Annotated in this window: 14 protein-coding genes, 2 tRNA genes and 2 rRNA genes; 8 read left to right on the forward strand and 10 right to left on the reverse strand. The window is 63.2% G+C overall.

The window, feature by feature from the left end; all coding sequences use genetic code 11:
• Positions 1-100: 100 nt before the first annotated feature.
• The 4 genes from O6P39_RS13945 to O6P39_RS13960 all read right to left on the reverse strand — a co-directional run bounded on the left by O6P39_RS13945 (position 101) and on the right by O6P39_RS13960 (position 5,004).
• Positions 101-2,992: ribosomal RNA gene (locus O6P39_RS13945) — 23S ribosomal RNA — on the reverse strand.
• Positions 2,993-3,224: 232 nt separating this feature from the next.
• Positions 3,225-3,300: transfer RNA gene (locus tag O6P39_RS13950), tRNA-Ala, on the reverse strand.
• Between the two features lie 27 nt (positions 3,301-3,327).
• Positions 3,328-3,404, reverse strand: a tRNA-Ile gene (locus O6P39_RS13955).
• A gap of 64 nt (positions 3,405-3,468) precedes the next feature.
• Positions 3,469-5,004 (reverse strand): 16S ribosomal RNA (locus O6P39_RS13960).
• Together the 16S and 23S rRNA genes with 2 tRNA genes alongside form the textbook arrangement of a ribosomal RNA operon.
• 726 nt (positions 5,005-5,730) lie before the next feature.
• Here O6P39_RS13960 and O6P39_RS13965 point away from each other — a divergent pair.
• The 7 genes from O6P39_RS13965 to O6P39_RS13995 all read left to right on the forward strand — a co-directional run bounded on the left by O6P39_RS13965 (position 5,731) and on the right by O6P39_RS13995 (position 14,257).
• Positions 5,731-6,492, forward strand: coding sequence for a hypothetical protein (locus O6P39_RS13965; protein WP_275607102.1), 762 nt, complete (start codon positions 5,731-5,733; stop codon positions 6,490-6,492).
• Positions 6,493-6,869: 377 nt separating this feature from the next.
• On the forward strand, positions 6,870-7,544 hold the full coding sequence (locus O6P39_RS13970; RefSeq protein ID WP_275607103.1) for a DUF3313 domain-containing protein: 675 nt from the start codon (positions 6,870-6,872) through the stop codon (positions 7,542-7,544).
• Between the two features lie 102 nt (positions 7,545-7,646).
• Entirely contained in the window at positions 7,647-9,467 is a 1,821-nt protein-coding gene (locus O6P39_RS13975; RefSeq protein WP_275607104.1) for a monovalent cation:proton antiporter-2 (CPA2) family protein, read from the forward strand.
• 22 nt (positions 9,468-9,489) lie between these two features.
• Positions 9,490-10,587, forward strand: coding sequence for an AI-2E family transporter (locus tag O6P39_RS13980; RefSeq protein WP_275607105.1), 1,098 nt, complete (start codon positions 9,490-9,492; stop codon positions 10,585-10,587).
• A gap of 13 nt (positions 10,588-10,600) precedes the next feature.
• Positions 10,601-12,130 carry an efflux transporter outer membrane subunit gene (locus O6P39_RS13985; protein WP_275607106.1) on the forward strand — a complete coding sequence of 510 codons (1,530 nt, stop codon included), beginning with the start codon at positions 10,601-10,603 and terminating at the stop codon, positions 12,128-12,130.
• Positions 12,127-13,251 (forward strand): HlyD family secretion protein, encoded by a 1,125-nt coding sequence (locus O6P39_RS13990; RefSeq protein ID WP_345774663.1) that lies wholly within the window; start codon positions 12,127-12,129, stop codon positions 13,249-13,251. Before O6P39_RS13985 ends, O6P39_RS13990 begins: the two co-directional genes overlap by 4 nt.
• Positions 13,241-14,257 carry a DUF2955 domain-containing protein gene (locus O6P39_RS13995; protein ID WP_275607107.1) on the forward strand — a complete coding sequence of 339 codons (1,017 nt, stop codon included), beginning with the start codon at positions 13,241-13,243 and terminating at the stop codon, positions 14,255-14,257. The genes O6P39_RS13990 and O6P39_RS13995 overlap by 11 nt, the downstream gene beginning before the upstream one ends.
• On the opposite strand, the gene sulP is transcribed toward O6P39_RS13995, so the two are convergent.
• Positions 14,254-15,999, reverse strand: coding sequence for a sulfate permease (gene sulP, locus O6P39_RS14000; RefSeq protein ID WP_275607108.1), 1,746 nt, complete (start codon positions 15,997-15,999; stop codon positions 14,254-14,256). The two genes, O6P39_RS13995 and sulP, sit on opposite strands and share 4 nt — an antisense overlap.
• Positions 16,000-16,267: 268 nt before the next feature.
• Between sulP and O6P39_RS14005 the strand changes: the two genes are divergently transcribed.
• Complete coding sequence (locus tag O6P39_RS14005; protein WP_275607109.1) at positions 16,268-16,609, forward strand: transcription initiation protein; 342 nt, start codon at positions 16,268-16,270, stop codon at positions 16,607-16,609.
• 115 nt (positions 16,610-16,724) lie between these two features.
• Here O6P39_RS14005 and O6P39_RS14010 read toward each other — a convergent pair whose 3' ends face one another.
• Genes O6P39_RS14010 through O6P39_RS14030 form a run of 5 tightly spaced genes read right to left on the reverse strand, consistent with a single transcriptional unit; the run spans position 16,725 to position 21,622 of the window.
• Positions 16,725-18,278 (reverse strand): FadD3 family acyl-CoA ligase, encoded by a 1,554-nt coding sequence (locus tag O6P39_RS14010; RefSeq protein ID WP_275607110.1) that lies wholly within the window; start codon positions 18,276-18,278, stop codon positions 16,725-16,727.
• Positions 18,275-19,360, reverse strand: a complete 1,086-nt coding sequence (locus tag O6P39_RS14015) for an alkene reductase (RefSeq protein ID WP_275611952.1) — start codon at positions 19,358-19,360, stop codon at positions 18,275-18,277. The genes O6P39_RS14010 and O6P39_RS14015 overlap by 4 nt, the downstream gene beginning before the upstream one ends.
• A gap of 23 nt (positions 19,361-19,383) precedes the next feature.
• Complete coding sequence (locus O6P39_RS14020; RefSeq protein ID WP_275607111.1) at positions 19,384-20,010, reverse strand: nuclear transport factor 2 family protein; 627 nt, start codon at positions 20,008-20,010, stop codon at positions 19,384-19,386.
• Positions 20,011-20,031: 21 nt separating this feature from the next.
• Positions 20,032-20,796, reverse strand: coding sequence for an SDR family NAD(P)-dependent oxidoreductase (locus O6P39_RS14025; RefSeq protein WP_275607112.1), 765 nt, complete (start codon positions 20,794-20,796; stop codon positions 20,032-20,034).
• Between the two features lie 4 nt (positions 20,797-20,800).
• Positions 20,801-21,622: an SDR family NAD(P)-dependent oxidoreductase gene (locus tag O6P39_RS14030; RefSeq protein WP_275607113.1), complete on the reverse strand. Its 822-nt coding sequence runs from the start codon at positions 21,620-21,622 to the stop codon at positions 20,801-20,803.
• Positions 21,623-21,628: the final 6 nt, after the last annotated feature.

Here is a 21,628-nt window from a genome sequence, read left to right on the forward strand (position 1 = left end):
ACGCTCATCCAGATTCGGGTATGTGACAGTCATTTGCGGTTCACACGAACTTTCGGTTCGTCGACTTCACCATCGAACACACAAATTGTTTGGGTGTTATATGGTCAAGCCTCACGGGCAATTAGTATCGGTTAGCTCAACGCCTCACAGCGCTTACACACCCGACCTATCAACGTCGTAGTCTTCGACGGCCCTTCAGGGGAATCAAGTTCCCAGTGAGATCTCATCTTGAGGCTAGTTTCCCGCTTAGATGCTTTCAGCGGTTATCTATTCCGAACATAGCTACCCGGCAATGCCACTGGCGTGACAACCGGAACACCAGAGGTTCGTCCACTCCGGTCCTCTCGTACTAGGAGCAGCCCCTCTCAAATCTCAAACGTCCACGGCAGATAGGGACCGAACTGTCTCACGACGTTCTAAACCCAGCTCGCGTACCACTTTAAATGGCGAACAGCCATACCCTTGGGACCGGCTTCAGCCCCAGGATGTGATGAGCCGACATCGAGGTGCCAAACACCGCCGTCGATATGAACTCTTGGGCGGTATCAGCCTGTTATCCCCGGAGTACCTTTTATCCGTTGAGCGATGGCCCTTCCATACAGAACCACCGGATCACTAAGACCTACTTTCGTACCTGCTCGACGTGTCTGTCTCGCAGTCAAGCGCGCTTTTGCCTTTATACTCTGCGACCGATTTCCGACCGGTCTGAGCGCACCTTCGTACTCCTCCGTTACTCTTTAGGAGGAGACCGCCCCAGTCAAACTGCCCACCATACACTGTCCTCGATCCGGATGACGGACCAGAGTTAGAACCTCAAGCATGCCAGGGTGGTATTTCAAGGTTGGCTCCACGCAGACTGGCGTCCACGCTTCAAAGCCTCCCACCTATCCTACACAAGCAGGCTCAAAGTCCAGTGCAAAGCTACAGTAAAGGTTCACGGGGTCTTTCCGTCTAGCCGCGGATACACTGCATCTTCACAGCGATTTCAATTTCACTGAGTCTCGGGTGGAGACAGCGCCGCCATCGTTACGCCATTCGTGCAGGTCGGAACTTACCCGACAAGGAATTTCGCTACCTTAGGACCGTTATAGTTACGGCCGCCGTTTACCGGGGCTTCGATCAAGAGCTTCGCTTTCGCTAACCCCATCAATTAACCTTCCGGCACCGGGCAGGCGTCACACCCTATACGTCCACTTTCGTGTTTGCAGAGTGCTGTGTTTTTAATAAACAGTCGCAGCGGCCTGGTATCTTCGACCGACATGGGCTTACGCAGTAAATGCTTCACCCTCATCGGCGCACCTTCTCCCGAAGTTACGGTGCCATTTTGCCTAGTTCCTTCACCCGAGTTCTCTCAAGCGCCTTGGTATTCTCTACCCGACCACCTGTGTCGGTTTGGGGTACGGTTCCTAGTTACCTGAAGCTTAGAAGCTTTTCCTGGAAGCATGGCATCAACCACTTCATCATCTAAAAGACGACTCGTCATCAGCTCTCGACCTTGAACACCCGGATTTGCCTAAGTGTTCGGCCTACCACCTTAAACTTGGACAACCAACGCCAAGCTGGCCTAGCCTTCTCCGTCCCTCCATCGCAGTAACTAGAAGTACAGGAATATTAACCTGTTTCCCATCGACTACGCTCTTCAGCCTCGCCTTAGGGACCGACTAACCCTGCGTCGATTAACGTTGCGCAGGAACCCTTGGTCTTTCGGCGTGGATGTTTTTCACACCCATTGTCGTTACTCATGTCAGCATTCGCACTTCTGATACCTCCAGCAAGCTTCTCAACTCACCTTCACAGGCTTACAGAACGCTCCTCTACCGCGCATCTTGCGATGCACCCGTAGCTTCGGTGTGTGGTTTGAGCCCCGTTACATCTTCCGCGCAGGCCGACTCGACTAGTGAGCTATTACGCTTTCTTTAAAGGGTGGCTGCTTCTAAGCCAACCTCCTAGCTGTCTAAGCCTTCCCACATCGTTTACCACTTAACCACAACTTTGGGACCTTAGCTGACGGTCTGGGTTGTTTCCCTTTTCACGACGGACGTTAGCACCCGCCGTGTGTCTCCCACGCTGACACTTCCAGGTATTCGGAGTTTGCATCGGTTTGGTAAGTCGGGATGACCCCCTAGCCGAAACAGTGCTCTACCCCCTGGAGTGATACGTGAGGCGCTACCTAAATAGCTTTCGAGGAGAACCAGCTATCTCCGAGCTTGATTAGCCTTTCACTCCGATCCACAAGTCATCCCCTACCTTTTCAACGGGAGTGGGTTCGGTCCTCCAGTCAGTGTTACCTAACCTTCAACCTGCTCATGGATAGATCGCCCGGTTTCGGGTCTATACCCAGCGACTAAATCGCCCTATTAAGACTCGCTTTCGCTACGCCTTCCCTATACGGTTAAGCTCGCCACTGAATATAAGTCGCTGACCCATTATACAAAAGGTACGCAGTCACCTAACAAAGTAGGCTCCCACTGCTTGTACGCATACGGTTTCAGGTTCTATTTCACTCCCCTCTCCGGGGTTCTTTTCGCCTTTCCCTCACGGTACTGGTTCACTATCGGTCAGTCAGTAGTATTTAGCCTTGGAGGATGGTCCCCCCATATTCAGACAAAGTTTCTCGTGCTCCGTCCTACTCGATTTCACTTCAAAGAACCTTTCACATACGGGGCTATCACCCACTATGGCCGCACTTTCCAGAGCGTTCTGTTAGATTCAAAGAAGCTTAAGGGCTAGTCCCCGTTCGCTCGCCACTACTAAGGGAATCTCGGTTGATTTCTTTTCCTCAGGGTACTTAGATGTTTCAGTTCCCCTGGTTCGCCTCTTGCACCTATGGATTCAGTACAAGATACCTAGGTTATCCTAGGTGGGTTCCCCCATTCAGAGATCTCCGGATCAAAGTCTGTTTGCCGACTCCCCGAAGCTTATCGCAGGCTACCACGTCTTTCATCGCCTCTGACTGCCAAGGCATCCACCGTATGCGCTTCTTCACTTGACCATATAACCCCAAGCAATCTGGTTATTGTCTCGAACGTGAAGACGACATTCGCCGAAAATTCGCGCTTGAACTCGCAAATTTTACCTTGACTTGAATAATCACCAGTGAAAGAGATTATTCAGTCTACTTCTATCACATACCCAAATTTTTAAAGAACAGTTCTGGCACAAAGACCAGACAGCAAGGTTCGTTACACCGAACATTCCTGTCTGAGCTTTCGACGATTTAGAGATGGTGGAGCCAAGGAGGATCGAACTCCTGACCTCCTGCGTGCAAAGCAGGCGCTCTCCCAGCTGAGCTATGGCCCCATCGGATCAGCAGCACACCACAACAATTGGTGGGTCTGGGCAGATTCGAACTGCCGACCTCACCCTTATCAGGGGTGCGCTCTAACCAACTGAGCTACAGACCCAATCGTCTAACCAGTGAATCAAGCAATTCGTGTGGGAGCTTATGAAGAAGCTGCGATCTTCGATTAAGGAGGTGATCCAGCCGCAGGTTCCCCTACGGCTACCTTGTTACGACTTCACCCCAGTCATGAATCACTCCGTGGTAACCGTCCCCCTTGCGGTTAGACTAGCTACTTCTGGAGCAACCCACTCCCATGGTGTGACGGGCGGTGTGTACAAGGCCCGGGAACGTATTCACCGTGACATTCTGATTCACGATTACTAGCGATTCCGACTTCACGCAGTCGAGTTGCAGACTGCGATCCGGACTACGATCGGTTTTGTGGGATTAGCTCCACCTCGCGGCTTGGCAACCCTCTGTACCGACCATTGTAGCACGTGTGTAGCCCTGGCCGTAAGGGCCATGATGACTTGACGTCATCCCCACCTTCCTCCGGTTTGTCACCGGCAGTCTCCTTAGAGTGCCCACCCGAGGTGCTGGTAACTAAGGACAAGGGTTGCGCTCGTTACGGGACTTAACCCAACATCTCACGACACGAGCTGACGACAGCCATGCAGCACCTGTGTTCCGATTCCCGAAGGCACCCTCGCATCTCTGCAAGGTTCCGGACATGTCAAGGCCAGGTAAGGTTCTTCGCGTTGCTTCGAATTAAACCACATGCTCCACCGCTTGTGCGGGCCCCCGTCAATTCATTTGAGTTTTAACCTTGCGGCCGTACTCCCCAGGCGGTCGACTTATCGCGTTAGCTGCGCCACTAAAATCTCAAGGATTCCAACGGCTAGTCGACATCGTTTACGGCGTGGACTACCAGGGTATCTAATCCTGTTTGCTCCCCACGCTTTCGCACCTCAGTGTCAGTATCAGTCCAGGTGGTCGCCTTCGCCACTGGTGTTCCTTCCTATATCTACGCATTTCACCGCTACACAGGAAATTCCACCACCCTCTACCGTACTCTAGTCAGGCAGTTATGGATGCAGTTCCCAGGTTGAGCCCGGGGATTTCACATCCATCTTACCAAACCACCTACGCGCGCTTTACGCCCAGTAATTCCGATTAACGCTTGCACCCTTCGTATTACCGCGGCTGCTGGCACGAAGTTAGCCGGTGCTTATTCTGTTGGTAACGTCAAAACAGCAAGGTATTAACTTACTGCCCTTCCTCCCAACTTAAAGTGCTTTACAATCCGAAGACCTTCTTCACACACGCGGCATGGCTGGATCAGGCTTTCGCCCATTGTCCAATATTCCCCACTGCTGCCTCCCGTAGGAGTCTGGACCGTGTCTCAGTTCCAGTGTGACTGATCATCCTCTCAGACCAGTTACGGATCGTCGCCTTGGTAGGCCTTTACCCCACCAACTAGCTAATCCGACCTAGGCTCATCTGATAGCGCAAGGCCCGAAGGTCCCCTGCTTTCTCCCGTAGGACGTATGCGGTATTAGCGTTCCTTTCGAAACGTTGTCCCCCACTACCAGGCAGATTCCTAGGCATTACTCACCCGTCCGCCGCTGAATCATGGAGCAAGCTCCACTCATCCGCTCGACTTGCATGTGTTAGGCCTGCCGCCAGCGTTCAATCTGAGCCATGATCAAACTCTTCAGTTCAATACTGCTTGGGTTTTGCGAAAACCCTAAACTTGGCTCAGCAATCGCATGCTCTATTTAAAGAGCTAAAACTCTCGAATTCACGAGTGTTACTTGCGTTGCTGATAATCAGTCGATCATCAGTCTTACATCACAAGCACCCACACGAATTGCTTGATTCGACTTGTTAAAGAGCAGTTGGTTAAGGCTTTCGTCTCAACCGAGGCGCGCATTCTACAGCAGCACCTCATCTTGTCAAGCGTTGTTTTCGAAAATTTTCTTTTCTACTCAACCGCTTGCGCTTCGGAGAAGGAAGCCTTCTCACCAGCGGGAGGCGCATTCTACAGCGATCAAACTCACTGTCAAGCACCTCGATGATCTTCTTTTCGACCCACTGCCGGAGCAGCGAATGAACAGTGGCAAGTGATTCACCTGCCGGACCACCACTCTCAGCTTCGAACCTTTGTAAGTGCTTGATTTTCAAGCCCTTTCAGCGCTTCGTCGCTGGGAGTGGTGCGCATTATAGGGACTTAAAAAGACCCGTCAACGACTTTTTGCAGAAAGATGACAAATACCTGCCTGCCGTTCTCTATATATAGAGGAGCAGATAACCAATGAATGAAGACACCCCGGAAATTGCCCCAAGTGAACGGCCCGAACTTCGAGCAGCTTGTATGGCCCGCCGAGCTATCATGATGGCGGCGCCCACCCGCTCCCTGGGCCGGATGGTCTACTAGGAGACCCTGTGTGAATCGGATTCAACTGCTCATCGCCTCCTGCTTGTCAGCGACTTCACTCCTCGCTTTTGCCGAAAGCCCTCAGACATTCCTGCAAGGCCGTGTTTATGAACTGCGCCGGGATACCTCGCCGCCGTTCTGCTACGAATGGGCAACCGGCTTGCCGAATGGCGTCTGGGGCAATGGCGGGGACTATGGGCAGAAGACGGAGAAGCTCATGGGCAATGGTGCAGTCCTGATTGCCTCGGCAACCTACAAGCCCACCGGCGAGGTGGTCTCCCACTCGTTCTATAAAAGCAGGGAAGCCTGCCAGAAGGACCTTTCCAGAAGGCCGGAATCGATTCCACTCGTAGCCGCCACATCGATGCCAGTGAAAACCGCCCCCCTTGGGCAAAGCTCGACCTACGTCGACCGCTTGCAGCGCGATTTCGGGCAGCGAATCTATTTCAGTTCGCCCACGGCGGAGACGATCATCAAGAAGATCAACATCGACTGCCGGGCCCCGGACGGCCGCTACCTCCCGCTGTACAACGCTCTGCTCGCGCGACTGAATGAAGCAAACACGCCCGATGCCTGGATGGAAACCAGCGTGGTCAACAGGGGGAGGAACATCCAAGTCTTCGACAGCGTTCGTCTGAAGAATGGAAAGGAGCTCACCCCCCAATTGACCCTGGAAATCAATGAATGGGGCGCCGTCGAAACCCACGGCGTCCGGCCTGAAGCCCTGTCGAATGCCTGCTTCGGCTCATACGGCCCCATCTGGAAGATCTGATCCAGACGCTCCGCCGCGACCTGCCGCAGCCAGGACCCACGGACCGAACCAGCAACGCCCAGGTCTCGTAAACCTTTGAATCTCTTGACGTTGCATTACGAGGCAGGCTTATCTCCCCTAAGCTTGCCGGCCGGCAAATTGCCACGGATCACCCATACTCACCCTACGTCATTGATTTGTGGCGCATTCCAACGACACGTGCCTCACGCCTGAACATCATCTGCCGCTTCTGCCGCGGGTCCCTTGCAAGGGACTCCCGCAGCGAGTGCGTGGAGCTGGGCAGGCGCAGCGAGGCCGACAACCTGCGGCTTTCAGCAGGTCGAGGAACGCTTGCGGCCCCGTCGTCATCGCTATCGCCACATACATTTGGAGAAAACATGAAGAAACACGCGGCACTGCTTCCCCTGTTCGTCCTTCCGCTGCTGCTGGCCGGCTGCTCGAGCAACAAGGTCTCCAGCGAAGACTATTCCGGCTTCCTGAATGACTACTCGCACCTGAGCGAGCAGGTAAACGCCTCCGGCGCCAAGGTCATGTCCTGGGTCGAGCCGAACCTGAATCTGAGCCGCTACACCAGCGTCTACATCGAACCGACGCAGTACTTCCCCAAGCCGGCGCCGACCGACAAGGTCTCCCAGCAGACCCTCGACCAGATTTCCGCCTACTACACCCAGGTGCTCAAGCGCGAGTTCGGCCAGGTGCTGCCGGTGGTCAACCAGCCTGCCAGCGACTCGCTGGTGGTGCGCGCCGCCATCACCGGGGTGAGCAGCCATACTCAATCCCTGCATGCCTACGAAGTCATCCCGATCGCCCTGATCGCCGCCGGGGTGAGCACCGCCACCGGCATCCGCGACCAGGACACGGTGATCGCCACCGAAGCCGACTTCCTCGATGGCCGCACCAGCAAGGAAGTGGCCCAGGTCGTGCGCAAGGGCACCGGACAGTCGCTGGAGAACGACAAGCAGGCCATGACCGCCAACGATGTGAAAGGCGTGCTCGACGGCTGGGCCAAGGACATGCGCCTGTCTTACACCAAGTTGCGCGCGCAGCAGTGAGCGTTACTCGGATTACCCGGCCGGACGACATTCCGACCGGGCTTGAGAACAGAATCGGCACTCGGGGCAGCGAATCCCGAGAAGCCGCAAGGGAGCTGATGAATGCCACATGATGGAAGCCTGTTGCAGGCGACGGTGATTTTCCTGCTGGCCGTGGTGGTTCTGGTGCCACTGGCACAGCGCCTGAAGCTTGGTGCGGTGCCGGGCTATCTGCTGGCCGGCATCCTGATCGGCCCCTCGGTGCTGGGTCTGATCAGCAATCCGCAGAACGTCGGCAAGCTCTCCGAAATGGGCGTGGTGATGCTGCTCTTCATCATCGGCCTGGAGCTTTCGCCGCGCCGGCTATGGATGATGCGCCGCTCGCTGTTCGGGGTCGGCTCCCTGCAGGTTGGCGTGACTGCCGTAGTCCTTGGCCTGCTGGCCTATCTGCTGTTCGGCCAGTCACCGGCCGCAGCCCTGGTGCTGGGCGTGGGCCTGGCGTTGTCGTCCACCGCCTTCGGCCTGCAGGTGCTGGCCGAGCGCAAGGAACTGAACAAGCCCCATGGCCGCACGGCCGTGGGCATCCTGTTGTTCCAGGACATCGCCGCCATTCCGCTGATCGCCATCGTGCCGCTGCTGGGCGGCGCCGGGGACAGCGCGCCGGATGCCGGTATACGGCCGCTGCTGGCGGTAGCAGTCGGGATCGGCGTGGTAATCATCGGCGGCCGTTACCTGCTGCGGCCGGTATTCACCTGGGCAGTCGGCTCCGGGCTGCGCGAGCTCTCCACCGCCACCGCCCTGCTGGTGGTCCTGGGCACTGCCTGGATCATGGAGCACGTTGGCGTGTCCATGGCGCTGGGCGCCTTCCTCGCCGGCATGCTGATGGCCGAGTCGCAGTTCCGCCATGAACTGGAATCGCAGATCGAACCGCTCAAGGGCCTGCTGCTCGGCCTGTTCTTCGTCGGCGTGGGCATGACCGCCGACCTGCGCCTGCTGATCGGCCAGCCGCTGCTGGTTCTGGGCGTGACCGTGCTGCTGGTGGGCATCAAGTTGCCGCTGCTGGTCGGCCTGGGCCGCCTCTTTGGCGGCCTGAACCGTGCCGGCGCGATATGCCTGGGCGTGGTATTGGCATCGGGCGGCGAATTCGCCTTCGTGGTGTTCAAGCTGGCACTGGATCACCGCCTGCTGGAGCAGCAGGTGCACGATGTGCTGGTGCTCGCCATCACCCTGTCGATGGCCGTGGTGCCGCTGGTGATGATGGCCCTGGCGCGCCGGATGAGCGACGAGACGACAGAGACTGAGGCTCCGGAAGGAACACCGGAGGTGGATGACCAGCCCAGGGTGGTGATCGCCGGCATGGGCCGCATGGGGCGTGTGATCGCCAAACTGCTGCAAGCCCAGGACGTGCCGGTGGTAGCCCTGGACACCTCGGTGGACGCGCTGCGCCGCCAGGGCAAGGAAGGTGGCGTGCCGGTCTTCTACGGCGACCCGACGCGCCCGGAAATCCTCCATGCCGCCAAGGTCGGCGAGGCCGAGCTGGTGATCGTCGCCACCGACGATCCGGAGATCAACCTGAATACGGTCGATGCCCTCGCCCGCCTCTATCCACATACCCGGGTGATCGCCAGGGCGAACAACCGCCAGCAGGTCCTGCAGTTGCTCGACCGGGGCGCCAACCCGGTGCGCGAGACCTTCCATTCCAGCCTGGAAATGGCCCGCCGGGCCTTTATCGAGCTGGGTGTGAGCGAGGAACAGGCCGCCGCGTGGGTGCGCCGCTACCGACAGCAGGAAGCGCAATGGCTGCTGGATTTGCACCGGCAAGGCCGCAGCGACGATCCGGATGGTCGCTTCGGCGACGACAGCAATCCCGTCGCCGGTGTGACATCGCAGCCCCGGAATCAACCCTTGGAAAGCGCCGCTCGGCGCGATGACCGTCCGACCTGAAGGGTCGCTCTGGAGGAAAACCATGCAACCCAGTTTCAAGCTCGATAGCGCCCTGTCGCGAGGGATGCTCGACGTCCTCATCAAGGCCGGGCTGATCGCCGTCCTGGTGATCTTCTCCTTCCAGGTGTTCCAGCCCTTCCAGGAACTGATGATCTGGTCGGTGATCCTCGCGGTCACCCTCTACCCGCTGCAGCGTTGGCTCAAGGCGCGCACCGGGCTGAAGGACGGCCACGTGGCGACCCTGATCGTCCTGTTCGTCCTGCTGGTGCTGCTGGTGCCGATCTACCTCCTGGCGATCAACATCGGCGACTCCCTGGACAGCGTGGTGACGCTGCTCAAGAGCGACACCCTGAGCATTCCTGCACCGCCCGAGTCAGTGGCCACCTGGCCGCTGATCGGCCCGCGCCTGTACGCGGCCTGGCTGTCGGTCTCCGGCGGCCTGAGCGAGGTGGCTCAACACCTGCTGCCTTACCTCAAGGGCACCGGTCGCGTGCTGCTGGGTGCCGCCGCCAGCGCCGGCGGCGCCTTCCTGTTGTTCATCGCGGCGGTCATCGTCTCCGGCATCATCATGGCCTTCGGTGAAAACGGCGAACGCGCGGCGCAACGCATCGCCATACGGGTCTCCAACGTGGAACGCGGCAAGCACATCGCAACCCTGTGCACCGCCACCATCCGCGCGGTCGCCCAGGGGGTGATCGGTATCGCCTTCATCCAGATGCTGCTGATCGGTGTCGGCTTCGTGATCAAGGGCGTGCCGGGTGCGGGCATCCTGGCGATCGCCATCCTGATCCTGGGCATCGCCCAGGCGCCGGCGACCCTGATCACCCTCCCGGTGATCGCCTACGTCTTCTCTACCGAAGGCTTCACTGCCGCGACCATCACCTTCGCCATCTACTCCTTCGTCGCCGGTCTCGCCGACAACGTGCTCAAGCCGCTGCTGCTGGGCCGCGGTGTCGACGTGCCGATGCCGGTGGTGCTGATCGGCGCCCTTGGCGGCATGGTGGTCAAGGGTATCATCGGCCTGTTCATCGGCCCGGTGATCCTCGCCGTGGCCTACAACCTGTTCTGGCAATGGGTCGACCAGCAGGAACCGGAAAGCGCCTCCGAGTCGCCCGAATAAGCCAAGGATTGCCATGCCAAAGCGTGTCAGACGCTGCACACTCATCTTCGCCACCCTCCTGGCCGGCTGCACCCAGGTCGGCCCGGACTTCCAGCCGCCGCAGGACCCGTGGCTGGCCGGCTGGAAAACGCCGCTGCTGGAGCAGGCGGGTCGCAATGCCAATGCCCCGGACCTGCGCCGGTGGTGGACGGTGTTCGCCGACCCGACCCTGGACGCGCTGATCGCCGAAGCCGACGCGCACAACACCAACCTGCGGGTGGCCGGCCTGCGCATCGCCGAGGCGCGCGCGCAGCTGGCCATCGCCGAAACCGGGCGTTATCCGCAGTTGCAGCAGATCCGTGGCGAAAGCCTTTACCTCAAGCAGAACCAGTCCGGCGCGCCGACCGCCCGTGACTCGGTGTTCTGGCAATCCAGCACGGGCTTCGACATCGGCTGGGAGATCGACTTCTGGGGCCGTTTCAGCCGCGCCATCGAATCCGCCGACGCCGCCTACTTTGCCTCCGAGGCCAACTACGCCGACGCCATGGTGCTGCTGCGCGCGCAGGTCGCCGACACCTACTTCGGCCTGCGCACCGCCGAGGCGCGCCTGGACATCGCCCGCGAGAACGCCAAGCGCCAGGAGCGCAGCCTGGAGATCACCGAGCGGCTGTTCCGTCACGGTGAGAACGACGAACTCGACTGGCAGCAGGCCCGCACCCAGTACCTGGCGACCCAGGCCACCATCCCCGAGTTCGAGAACCAGGTGAACGCCCTGCGCAACATTCTCTGCGCGCTGCTCGGGCGACCGCCGGGAGCGATGCCGGAGCTGGCCGCGCGCCACGGCCGACTGCCGCTGCCGGACCGGGCGATTCTCCAGGACGTGCCCGCCAACCTGTTGCAGCGCCGTCCGGACATCCGCGCCGCCGTGCAGGCGGTGGCCGCGCAATCGGCGCTGGTGGGGGTCGCCGAAGCCGACCTGTATCCGTCGATCAGCCTCCTGGGCAGCATCGGCTGGAGCTTCGTGTCGGCCAACAACCTGCCGGACAGCTTCAACCTCGCCGCTGGCCCGAACCTGATCTGGAACCCCTTCGACTATGGCCGGCGCAAGAACGCCGTGCGCGTGGAAGACGCGCGCCTGCAGCAGTTGATCGAGCTCTATCACCAGGACGTGCGTAACGCCGCGCGCGAGGCCGACGACGCCGCCAGCGGCCTGGTCCGTTCGCTGCAGAGCGCGGGCATCCGCGAGCAGGCCTCACAGGCCGCCCAGCGCTCCCTGAGCCTGGCCAGCTCGCAGTATCGCGAAGGCTTCGCCGACTTCCAGCGCGTGCTCGACGCCCAGCAACTGCTGCTGCAACAGCAGGACGGCTACCTGGTCAGCCGGGGCAACGCGGTCAGCAGCCTGGTGGCCCTGTACAAGGCCCTGGGTGGCGGCTGGGATAGCCAACGCGCGCCCATCGACCCGGCCACCCGCCAACAGATGCAACAACGAACCGACTGGGGCGACCTGCTCGACGAGCCCGCCCCCCAGAACCCCAGCACCGCAGGAAAAGGTGAGCAGAAATGAGCGACGCCCCCGGCACGCCGCCCGCACAACAGCCGGCCCCTACCCCAGGCAAGTCCTCCCCCGACCGTGGAATGCGCGTGGTATTGCTGCTGATCGTCGTCAGCCTGGTCTGGTACCTGCTCGCCGACCGTTTCACCCCCTACACCCAACAGGCGCGCCTGCAGGCCTACGTGGTCCCGGTGAGTGCCGAGGTGGCGGGCCAGGTGAAGCGCGTAGCGGTGGGCAACAACCAGGAAGTGCGCAAGGGCGACGTGCTCTTCGAGCTGGACCAGGAGCAGTACCGGATCGCCCTGTCGCGGGCCGAGGCTGACCTGGATACGGTGCGCCGGCAGATCGGCGCCAGCACGGCCGGCATCGACTCCGCCCAGGCCGCGCTGGCCGCGGCGCAGGCCAACGAGCGCAAGGCGCGGCAGGACTCGGAACGTTTGCAGCGGCTGTACCAGGAAGACCCCGGCACCGTTTCCGTGCGTCGTCTGGAAAATGCCCAGGCAAACCGCGAACAGGCGGCCAGCCAGGTGGCGGCCGCGCGCGCCGAAGTCGAACGCGCCCGCGAACAACAGGGCGGCCATGACGAGGACAACGCCCAGTTGCGCAGCGCCACGGCGAACGTGCAGAAAGCCCGCCTCGACCTGGCCCGCACAGTGGTGCGCGCCGACTCGAACGGACTGATCACCGACCTGCGCACCGACGTCGGCCACTACGTCGGCCCCGGCAGCCCGGTGATGACCCTGATCGCCATCCATGACGTATGGATCAGCGCCGACATGACCGAGAACAACCTCGGCCACCTGAGCACCGGCAGCCCGGTGCTGGTGGTGCTCGACGCCCTGCCCGGCGAGCTCCTGCGCGGCCGCATCCGCAGCATCGGCTACGGCGTTAGCGTCGGCCAGAGCACCCCGCCGGGCTCGCTGCCGACGGTGCAGAACAGCCGCGAGTGGCTACGTTCGGCGCAGCGTTTCCCGGTGATCGTCGAACTGGACCGCGACCAGCCGCTGAACACCGCCGCCCTGCGCGTGGGCGGCCAGGCGGAAGTCATGGCGCTGCCCAGCGAAGGTAATCCGCTGAACCTGATCGGCCGCCTGTTCATGTGGCTGATGAGCTGGCTGAGCTATGCCTATTGAGCTGCGGCGCCGGCGCGCGCTGAGGCTGGCCTGGGGTGTCGCGCTGTGCCTGGCGGCCAGCTACGGCATCGGGCTGCCGATTCCCTTTCTCGCACCGGTACTCGCAGTCCTCCTGCTGGCCATGCGCGCGCAGGCTCTGCCGCTCAAGGCGGCACCCGCCCTGGCGATACTGGTGTTGCTCAGCTGCGGCATCGGTTTGCTGCTGATCCCACTACTGCGCCATGCCCCGCTGAGCGGCGTGCTGCTGGTGGGCGTTGGGCTGTACCTGGTCTTCCGCTACGCCCTGCGCGGCGGCAATGGCCTGCTGGCAAACCTGCTGGTGGTGGGCCTGACCATGATCGCCGCGGCGGGCACCAGCGACTTCACCCTGGCGTTGTCGGTGGTCGAGGCGCTGGCCAAGGGCATGCTGCTGGCCGTGCTGTGCACCGCCGTGGCCCATGCGCTGTTCCCCGAGCCGGCCAATGCGCCCTCGCCCCCTGCCCCGCCATTGCCCACCGAGGAAGACGCCGGCTGGATCGCCCTGCGCGCCGTGCTGATCGTGATGCCGGCCTTCCTGCTGGCGATGATCGCGCCGGATCGCTTCATGCCGCTGATCATGAAATCGGTGAGCCTCGGCCAGCAGGCCGGCGAAACCCGCGCGCGCCACGCCAGCCGCGAACTGATCGGCTCCACCCTGCTGGCCGGGCTGCTGGCGATCCTGGTGTGGGGCGCGCTGAGCTTGTTCGTCGACCTCTGGATGTTCTTCCTCTGGGTGCTGCTGTTCGCCCTCTGGCAGGGGCGCCGGCTCTACGCAGCGGTGGCCACCCGGCAGAGCCCGGCATTCTGGGTCAGCTGCCTGACCACCATGCTGATCCTGCTCGGGCAATCCGTGCAGGACAGCGCGTCAGGCCAGGACGTCTACCGCGCCTTCGCCGTGCGCATGGCACTGTTCCTCGCGGTGTCGCTGTACGCCAGCGGCATGCTGATCTGGATCGACAGCCGCCGCGCGCGGACGGGTACGGCCTAGGGCTGCCAGTCGACCCCGGAGTCGCTGAGGTAGGCATCGACAGCCGCGCCGACCGTGGGGTGGAAGGCGCTTTCTCCCATGCGTTCGAAGAGTTCGAAGCGCTTCATCTTGTCCTTCACCGGGTCTTTCATCTCCGCGAACTGCAGCTCCACGCCGCGCGCCTCCAAGGCTTTGTCCAGTTCAGCGAGCATGTCGGCGGAGGTGATGTCGATGCTGGTCACCGGCTCGGCCGCGATCACCAGGCGCTGCACCGGCGTAGGCGACTGGTCGACGGCCTCCAGCACCGTGTTCTGGAACTGCTCGGCGTTGGCGAAGAACAGCGGTGCGTCCCAGCGGAACAGCACCAGCCCCGGGATGCGCCGGGCCTGCGGGTAGCGCGCCACATCGTGGTAACCACGGGTGCCCTCGACCCGGCCGAGCACCGCGAAGTGCGGCCGCCAGCCGTCCCAGAGGAACTCGATCACCGAGATCACCACTGCGATGCAGATCCCCGGTATGGCGCCGAACACCGCAACGCCGACGAAGCAGGTGAAGGACAGCCAGAACTCCCACTGCTGCATGCGGAAAATGCGCTTGAGGTCGGCGAACTCGAACAGCCCCAGCGCCGCCGCGATCACCACCGCCGCCAGCGCGCTGTTGGGCAGGTGTTGCATCAGGTTGGGCGCCACCAGGAGCAGCAGGGTAACCGCCAGGGCGCCGATGATGCCGGTGAGCTGGGTCTTCGAGCCGGCGGCCTCGGCCACCGGCGTGCGCGACGAGCTGCTGCTGATCGGAATGCCCTGGAACAGCCCGGAAGCCAGGTTGGCCACGCCCAGGCCGAACATCTCCTGGTTCGGGTCTACCGGCGTCTTCATCCGCGCGGCGTAGGTGCGCGACAGCACGCTGGTGTCGGCAAAGGACACCAGCGCCACCGCCACGCCGCCGAGCACCACTTCCATCAGATCGATACCGGTCAACCAGGGTATGGAGAAGGACGGCAGCCCCTGGGGCAACTCGCCGAGCACCTTGACGCCCAGGCTGCCGAGGTCGAACAGGCTGACCGACAAGGTCGCCAGCACCACCGCGATAAGAATGCCCGGCAGACGCTGGTAAGGCTTGAGCAGCAGGATCAGCACCAGGCTGCCGGCACCCACGGCGAAGCTCGCCCAATTGGCGCGGTCATCGAGCAATGCCTGCCCCAGGCTCCAGAGATCGCGCAGCGGCCCCTGGCTGTCGACCGACAGGCCGAACAGCTTGGGCAACTGGCTGATCAGCACCGTCAGAGCGATGCCGTTCATGTAGCCGTAGCGGATCGGCTTGGACAACAGCTCGGTGATGAAGCCCAGGCGCAGCAACCCGGCGACCATGCAGACCACCCCGGACACCAGCGCCATCAGGCTGGCAATGGCAATGGCGCGCTGCGGATCGCTCGCCGCGTACTGCACCACCACCGCGAGGATGGGCGCGGCCAGCGCCGAGTCCGGACCGAGCACCAGAATCCGGCTCGGGCCGAACAGCGCATAGGCCAGCAGCGGGATGATGGTTGCGTACAGACCATAGATACCCGGCACGCCGGAAGCCTCGGCGTAGGCGATGCCCACCGGCACCAGCATGGTGGTCAGCACCAGCCCGGCCGCCAGGTCCTTCGGCAACCACGCCATCTGGTAATGCCGCAGGGTGACAAGCCCCGGCAGCCAGCGCTGCCAGTTGAAACCTGAGTGTTGCGGACGCGAGGAGGATCCCGGATGGGACGTATCGGACATGAACGAATGGCTCCAGGGCAAGAACGGCGCAGGAAAGGCATCGCGCAACGGAGACCTTTCCGTCCTTCAGCGTAGAACAGCCCGGCCCATCGTAGCGCTATGCGGCTCTCATAGGTTTTCGGGAGTGGACGGCACTCATGCCGTTTTCGAGCGGACGGTGTCACTGGCGGCCAGCGCCAGAAGTGGGCACGCATGGACGGAAGTTCTTGGACCATAATCGTCAGGCCACGCACTTCACGACCGTTATCAACCCCAAGGAAAGCGCACCATGGCCAAATACCTGATTTCCTTCCCCAGCGCGGCAATGATTGTCCCCGACGGCGAGTTGGAGGCAGTAAGCCGCGACGCGCACGCAGTAATCGATGAGGCGAAGGCCGCCGGCGTATATGTCTTTGGCGGCGGCATCGACGAAGACGTGCCGCCCATGCTTGTCTCGGCTGACGGTTCGGTCGTCAAGGGCGGCTACCCTTGGGCTCCCCCGCTGAACGGCGGCTTCACCGTGCTGGAACTGCCCTCTCTCGAGGAGGCCGTCGCATGGGCCGCGCGTATTGCGAAAGCCTGCCGCTGCCAACAGGAGCTCCGCGTCTTCGGGTTCGATCCGAGGTCTTAAGGGGCGCTAAATTCCGCCTGACACGCCAGGCAGCGTTGGGTTGCCTGGCGCCAAGGTGGCAGGAATGACTCCCAGACAGCACAACTCGCCCTGGGTCATCCCTGCAGGCGCCTCGTCACACCGTGCGCAAATCGCGCTTGAGCAGCTTGCCCGAGGCGTTCAGCGGCAGGCTCTGGACGAACTCGACATGGCGCGGAACCTTGTAGTTGGCCATGTGCTGCCGGCACCAGGCGATCAGCGCATCCGCCGTCAGGTCGAGGTCGGGGCGCAGTATCACGAACGCCTTGCCCACCTCCCCCTGGCGGGCGTCGGGAACGCCGATCACCGCCACCTGCGCCACCGCCGGATGTTCCATCATCAGGCGCTCTACCTCGGCCGGGTAGCAGTTGAAGCCGCCGACGATGAACATGTCCTTGAGGCGATCGGTGATCCTGAGGTACCCCCGCTCGTCGATGGCACCCACATCACCGGTATGCAACCAACCCTCGGCGTCGATGGCTTCGGCGGTGGCCTGTACGTCGTTGAAGTAGCCGCGCATCAGGTTGAAGCCCCGGATCAGCACCTCCCCCACCTGGCCGCTGGGCAGCGCCCGCCCCTCGTCGTCCACGCAGCGGATCTCGATGCCCTCCAGAGGCCGGCCGCAGGTGCTGGCCACAGTCTCTACGTCATCACCGGGCCGGCACAGGGTCGCCAACCCGCAACTCTCGGTCAGGCCGTAGGCGGTCAGCACGCTGGCGAAGCCCAGCTCACTGCCCATGCGCTGCACCAGCACCGGCGGCACCGAGGCAGCGCCGGTCACCGCCACCCGCAGCGAGGACAGGTCGAAGTCGCCGCGCCGTGGGTGTTCCAGCATGGCCGAATACAGCGCTGGCGGTCCGGGCAGGAAGGTCACCCGATCCCGCTCGACGCGCCGCAACACCTCTTCGGCGTCGAAGGTGCGCTGCGGCAGGATGGTCGCGCCACGGATCAGCGCCGCCAGCCAACCGGCCTTGAAGCCGAAGGCATGGAAGAACGGATTGACGATCAGGTAGCGATCCTCGGCGCCAAGGCCGACAGTCTCGCCCCAGTTATCGAACAGCCGCAGGTTCTGCCCGTGGGCGCAGAGCACGCCCTTGGGATAGCCGGTGGTGCCGGAGGTGAACATCAGGTCGCTGAGGCTGTTCTCGTCCAGCGCGTCGATGCGTGCGTCGAGCGCGGCTTCGGGGATCGTTTCGGCACCGGCGAGGAAATCGTCCCAGCTGGTATCACTGTCGCGCGCCTGTTCGATGACCACGGTGCACTCCAGATCGACCAGCACCTGGCCGGCCAGCAGCTCCGGGTAATAGCTGCCGAGGAACTCGCCGACGCTGAACAGCACCCGCGCGCCGCTGCGCCGCAGGATGTCCGCCGCCTCGGCGGCCTTCAGCCGCGTGCTCAGCGGCACCAGCACCGCGCCGGCCATCAGGCCACCGAGGGCCGCCAGCAGCCAGCGGTGCCCATTCGGTGCCCACACGGCGACCCGTTCCCCCGGCGTCAGGCCCAGCGCGAGCAAGGCCTTGCCCAACTGCCGGGAGCGGCTTTCCAGCTCGCCGTAGGTCAGGCGCAGGTCGCCCTCGTCGACGGCGATGTGCTCGGGAGCGCGACGCGCGCTGCGTACCAACGCTGCAGGAATGCTCCGCGCCGGCATCATGGCTGCACCTCCACCGCGTCGGCGTACACCGGGTAGTCGGTGAAGCCACCGGCCCCCGGGGTATAGAGGGTGGCGCGGTCGAAGCCTGCCAGGGGATGGCCCTCACGCAGGCGCGCCACCAGGTCGGGGTTGGCGATGAAATGGCGGGCGAACGACACCGCCTCACCCTGCCCGGCGACGATGGCATGGGCGGCGCCCGCGCCCTCGAAGCCGTCGTTGAGAATCAGCGCACCGCTGAAGTGCCGGCGCGCCAGGGCGAAGGCATCCAGCCCAGGCTGCGGCGAGCGGCTGACCTGCAGGTAGGCCAGGCCCAGCGGATCGACGGCGTCGAGCAAGGCCCCGTAGGTGGCGAGCGGATCGTCGTCCTGCATGTCGTTGTACGGATTGCCCGGGCAGATGCGCAGGCCGACCCGCCCTGCCCCTATCGCCTCGGCCATGGCTTCGAGGGTTTCCACGACGAAGCGGATGCGTCGCGTCAGCGACCCGCCGTAGCCGTCGCTGCGCTGGTTGCTGCCCGCCAGGAGGAACTGCATCGGCAGGTAGCCGCTGCTGCAGTGCAGTTCCACCCCGTCGAAGCCGGCCGCGCGGGCGTTCAGCGCGGCCTGCCGGTACTCATCGACGACGCCTGCGACCTCGCTGGTCTCCAGCGCGCGCGGCACCTCCATCGGCACCATGCCGTGGCTGTCGCTGTACAGGCTGCCGCGTGCGGCGATGGCGGACGGTGCCAGCGTCTCGGCGCCTTCCGGCTTGTTATGGCGGCTGGCCGCCCGGCCGACGTGCATCAGCTGGAGCACGCGGCTGGCCCCGCCCCGCTCGCCGATGGCGGCGTTGACCCGCCCCCAGGCGCCGATCTGCGTGGGCGTGGCGACACCCGGCGTGCGGCAGTAACCCTTGCCGTGCACGCTCGGGTAGGTGCCTTCGGCGATGATCAATCCGGCGTCGGCACGCTGGCTGTAATAGCGAGCGTGCAGCGCGTCGGGGGCATCGTCGGCATCGGCGCGGCTGCGCGTCATCGGCGCCATCACGATGCGGTTGGCCAGTCCTAGCTCGCCCAGTTGCAGCGGTTCGAACAGCGCGTCCAGCGCGCGAGAGGAAGAGCCGGCCATCAGCGCACCTTGATCCGCGGTGCGCTGGAACCCCGGCGCATGGTGTCGAGGAACTGCTCCAGCGGCGCCGGCTCGGCCACCTGCGGCAGGGCATCGTCGGGCTTGGCGCTCCAGAAGGCCTTCCAGGTCGGCCAGAGGTCGTGCCAGGAGCCGTCATAGGGTTCGCGGCCCGGCCAGCGCATCTTCTTCTCGCCAATCGGCGGGCGGTTCAGGTCGGTGGCGTAGAGGTAGCACGGCAGGCGGCGGCGGAAGTACCAGCGCCCGTCGATGCGCTGGTAGTCGTCCCAGTAGAGCATCTGCATGATCACCCACTCCGGGCCAGCTTCGTGCTCGTTCTTCGAATAGACCACGCCGCTGGCGTTGTCGGCGTCGCGGAACTCGATGATGTGCCCGCCGATATGGTGCGAGGTGGTGCTGAACTGCAGGCGCAGGGTGTCGTCCATCCAGGCCTTGAGGTGGGCGCGGCCGACCTGGTCCTTGCCGACCCGCACGTCCTCCGGGAACAACCCGACCCAGGCATCGAGGTCGCGCATATCCAGGGCCAGGGCGTATTTGGCCGGCAGCATGCGGATCTGTTCCAGCGACTCCAGGCGATCCAGGCGCTGCTCCAGGCTCACTTCATTCATTGGCTTCTCCATGGACTGGGCTCAGCGCTGCGAGGAAATGTTGCCGCCGTCGACGACGATTTCCGCGGCGTTGATGTAGCCGGCCTCATCGGACAGCAGGAAGCGCACTACGCGCGCCACTTCATCGGGGCGGCCAAGGCGGCCGAGTAGGATGCGCCGCTCGAACACACCGGGGTTGGCTTTCGCGATCGGCTCCACCATCGGCGTGAGGATCTGCCCCGGCGACACCGAGTTGACCCGAATGCCGTCGGCACCCAGCGCATCGGCCAAGGAGCGCACCAGCGACAGCAGGCCGCCCTTGGAAGCGCTGTAGGACGGGATCAGGCCGTTGCCCAGGGCGGCGTTGATCGAGGCGATGCCGACCACCGAGGAACCCGGATTGGCGCGCAGGTCGGGCAGCATTTCCTGGACCAGCAGCGCCATGGCCCGCAGGTTGACGTCGAGCACTCGGTTCCAGCGCTCTACGGTGAGTTGCTCGATGCCGCTCTGGTCGACCATGCCGGCGGCATGCACCAGGCCGCCCGGCGCACCCAGTGCCGTGCGGGACGCCACCAGGGCCGGCGCGATGGCCGAGGCGTCGCACAGGTCGATGCCCAGACCCAGGCAGCGCACGCCGAAGGTTTCGCCCAGGCGCGTGGCGACTTCGGAGGCGTTCTCGGCCTGCAGGTCCCAGATGGCCACGGGGCGGCCGACGGCGGCGAGCGCCTCGGCGCAGGCCAGGCCGATGCCGGAAGCGCCGCCGGTCACCACCACCGGGCTGGCGGGGGAATTGAGCTGGATATTCATCGGATCATGCCTCCTGGGCGGCCGCGCGGATTTCAGTCGAAGTCGCCGAGGTGTAGTCGGTGGCGCCCACATTCAGTTCACAGGTCTTGCCACCATCCACCACCAGGCTCTGGCCGGTGATGTAGGAGGCCTCGTCGGAAGCCAGGAAGAGGATCGCGTTGGCCACCTCCTCCGGTTCGCCGATGCGCCCCAGCGGCACGGCGCGGGCGGTGCCCTCGGCCATCTGCGGATTGCGCATGGCCTCGCGGGTACCCTCGCTCCAGACTATGCCAGGGATCACCACGTTGACGCGGATCTTCTGCATCGCCCCTTCAAGGGCCACCGCGCGGCTGAAATTCAGTACGCCGGCCTTGGCCGCGCCGTAGGCGCTCAGTCCGGGGCTACCGAGCAGCCCGGCCACCGAACCGAGGTTGACGATGGAGCCGCCGCGCCCCTGCATGGCGCGAAACGCCGCGCGGGTGCCGAAGAAGGCCACGTCGAGACTGCCGCGCAGGCACTTGTGCCACTCGGAGGTTTCCAGCCCGGAGAGCGTGCCCCAGGTGTAGTTCACGGCGTTGTTGACCATCACATCGAGCTGCCCGAAGCGCTCCACCGTCGCCGCCACGGCGTTGTCCACCGAGGCCTCGTCGGTGACGTCGGCCTGCACCCAGTCGGCCTCGCCGCCCTGGGCGCGGATCTGCGCCACCACCTGCTCCAGCGGCTCGCGGCGACGGCCACAGAGCATCACCCGCGCGCCCTGGGCGGCGAACAGCTGCGCCGCCGCCGCGCCAATGCCGGTACCGGCGCCACTGATCAGCGCCACTTTGTCTTGCAGTCGTCCAGTCATCTGCCT

The sequence above is a fragment of the Pseudomonas sp. PSE14 genome (assembly GCF_029203285.1).
Classification (GTDB): domain Bacteria; phylum Pseudomonadota; class Gammaproteobacteria; order Pseudomonadales; family Pseudomonadaceae; genus Pseudomonas.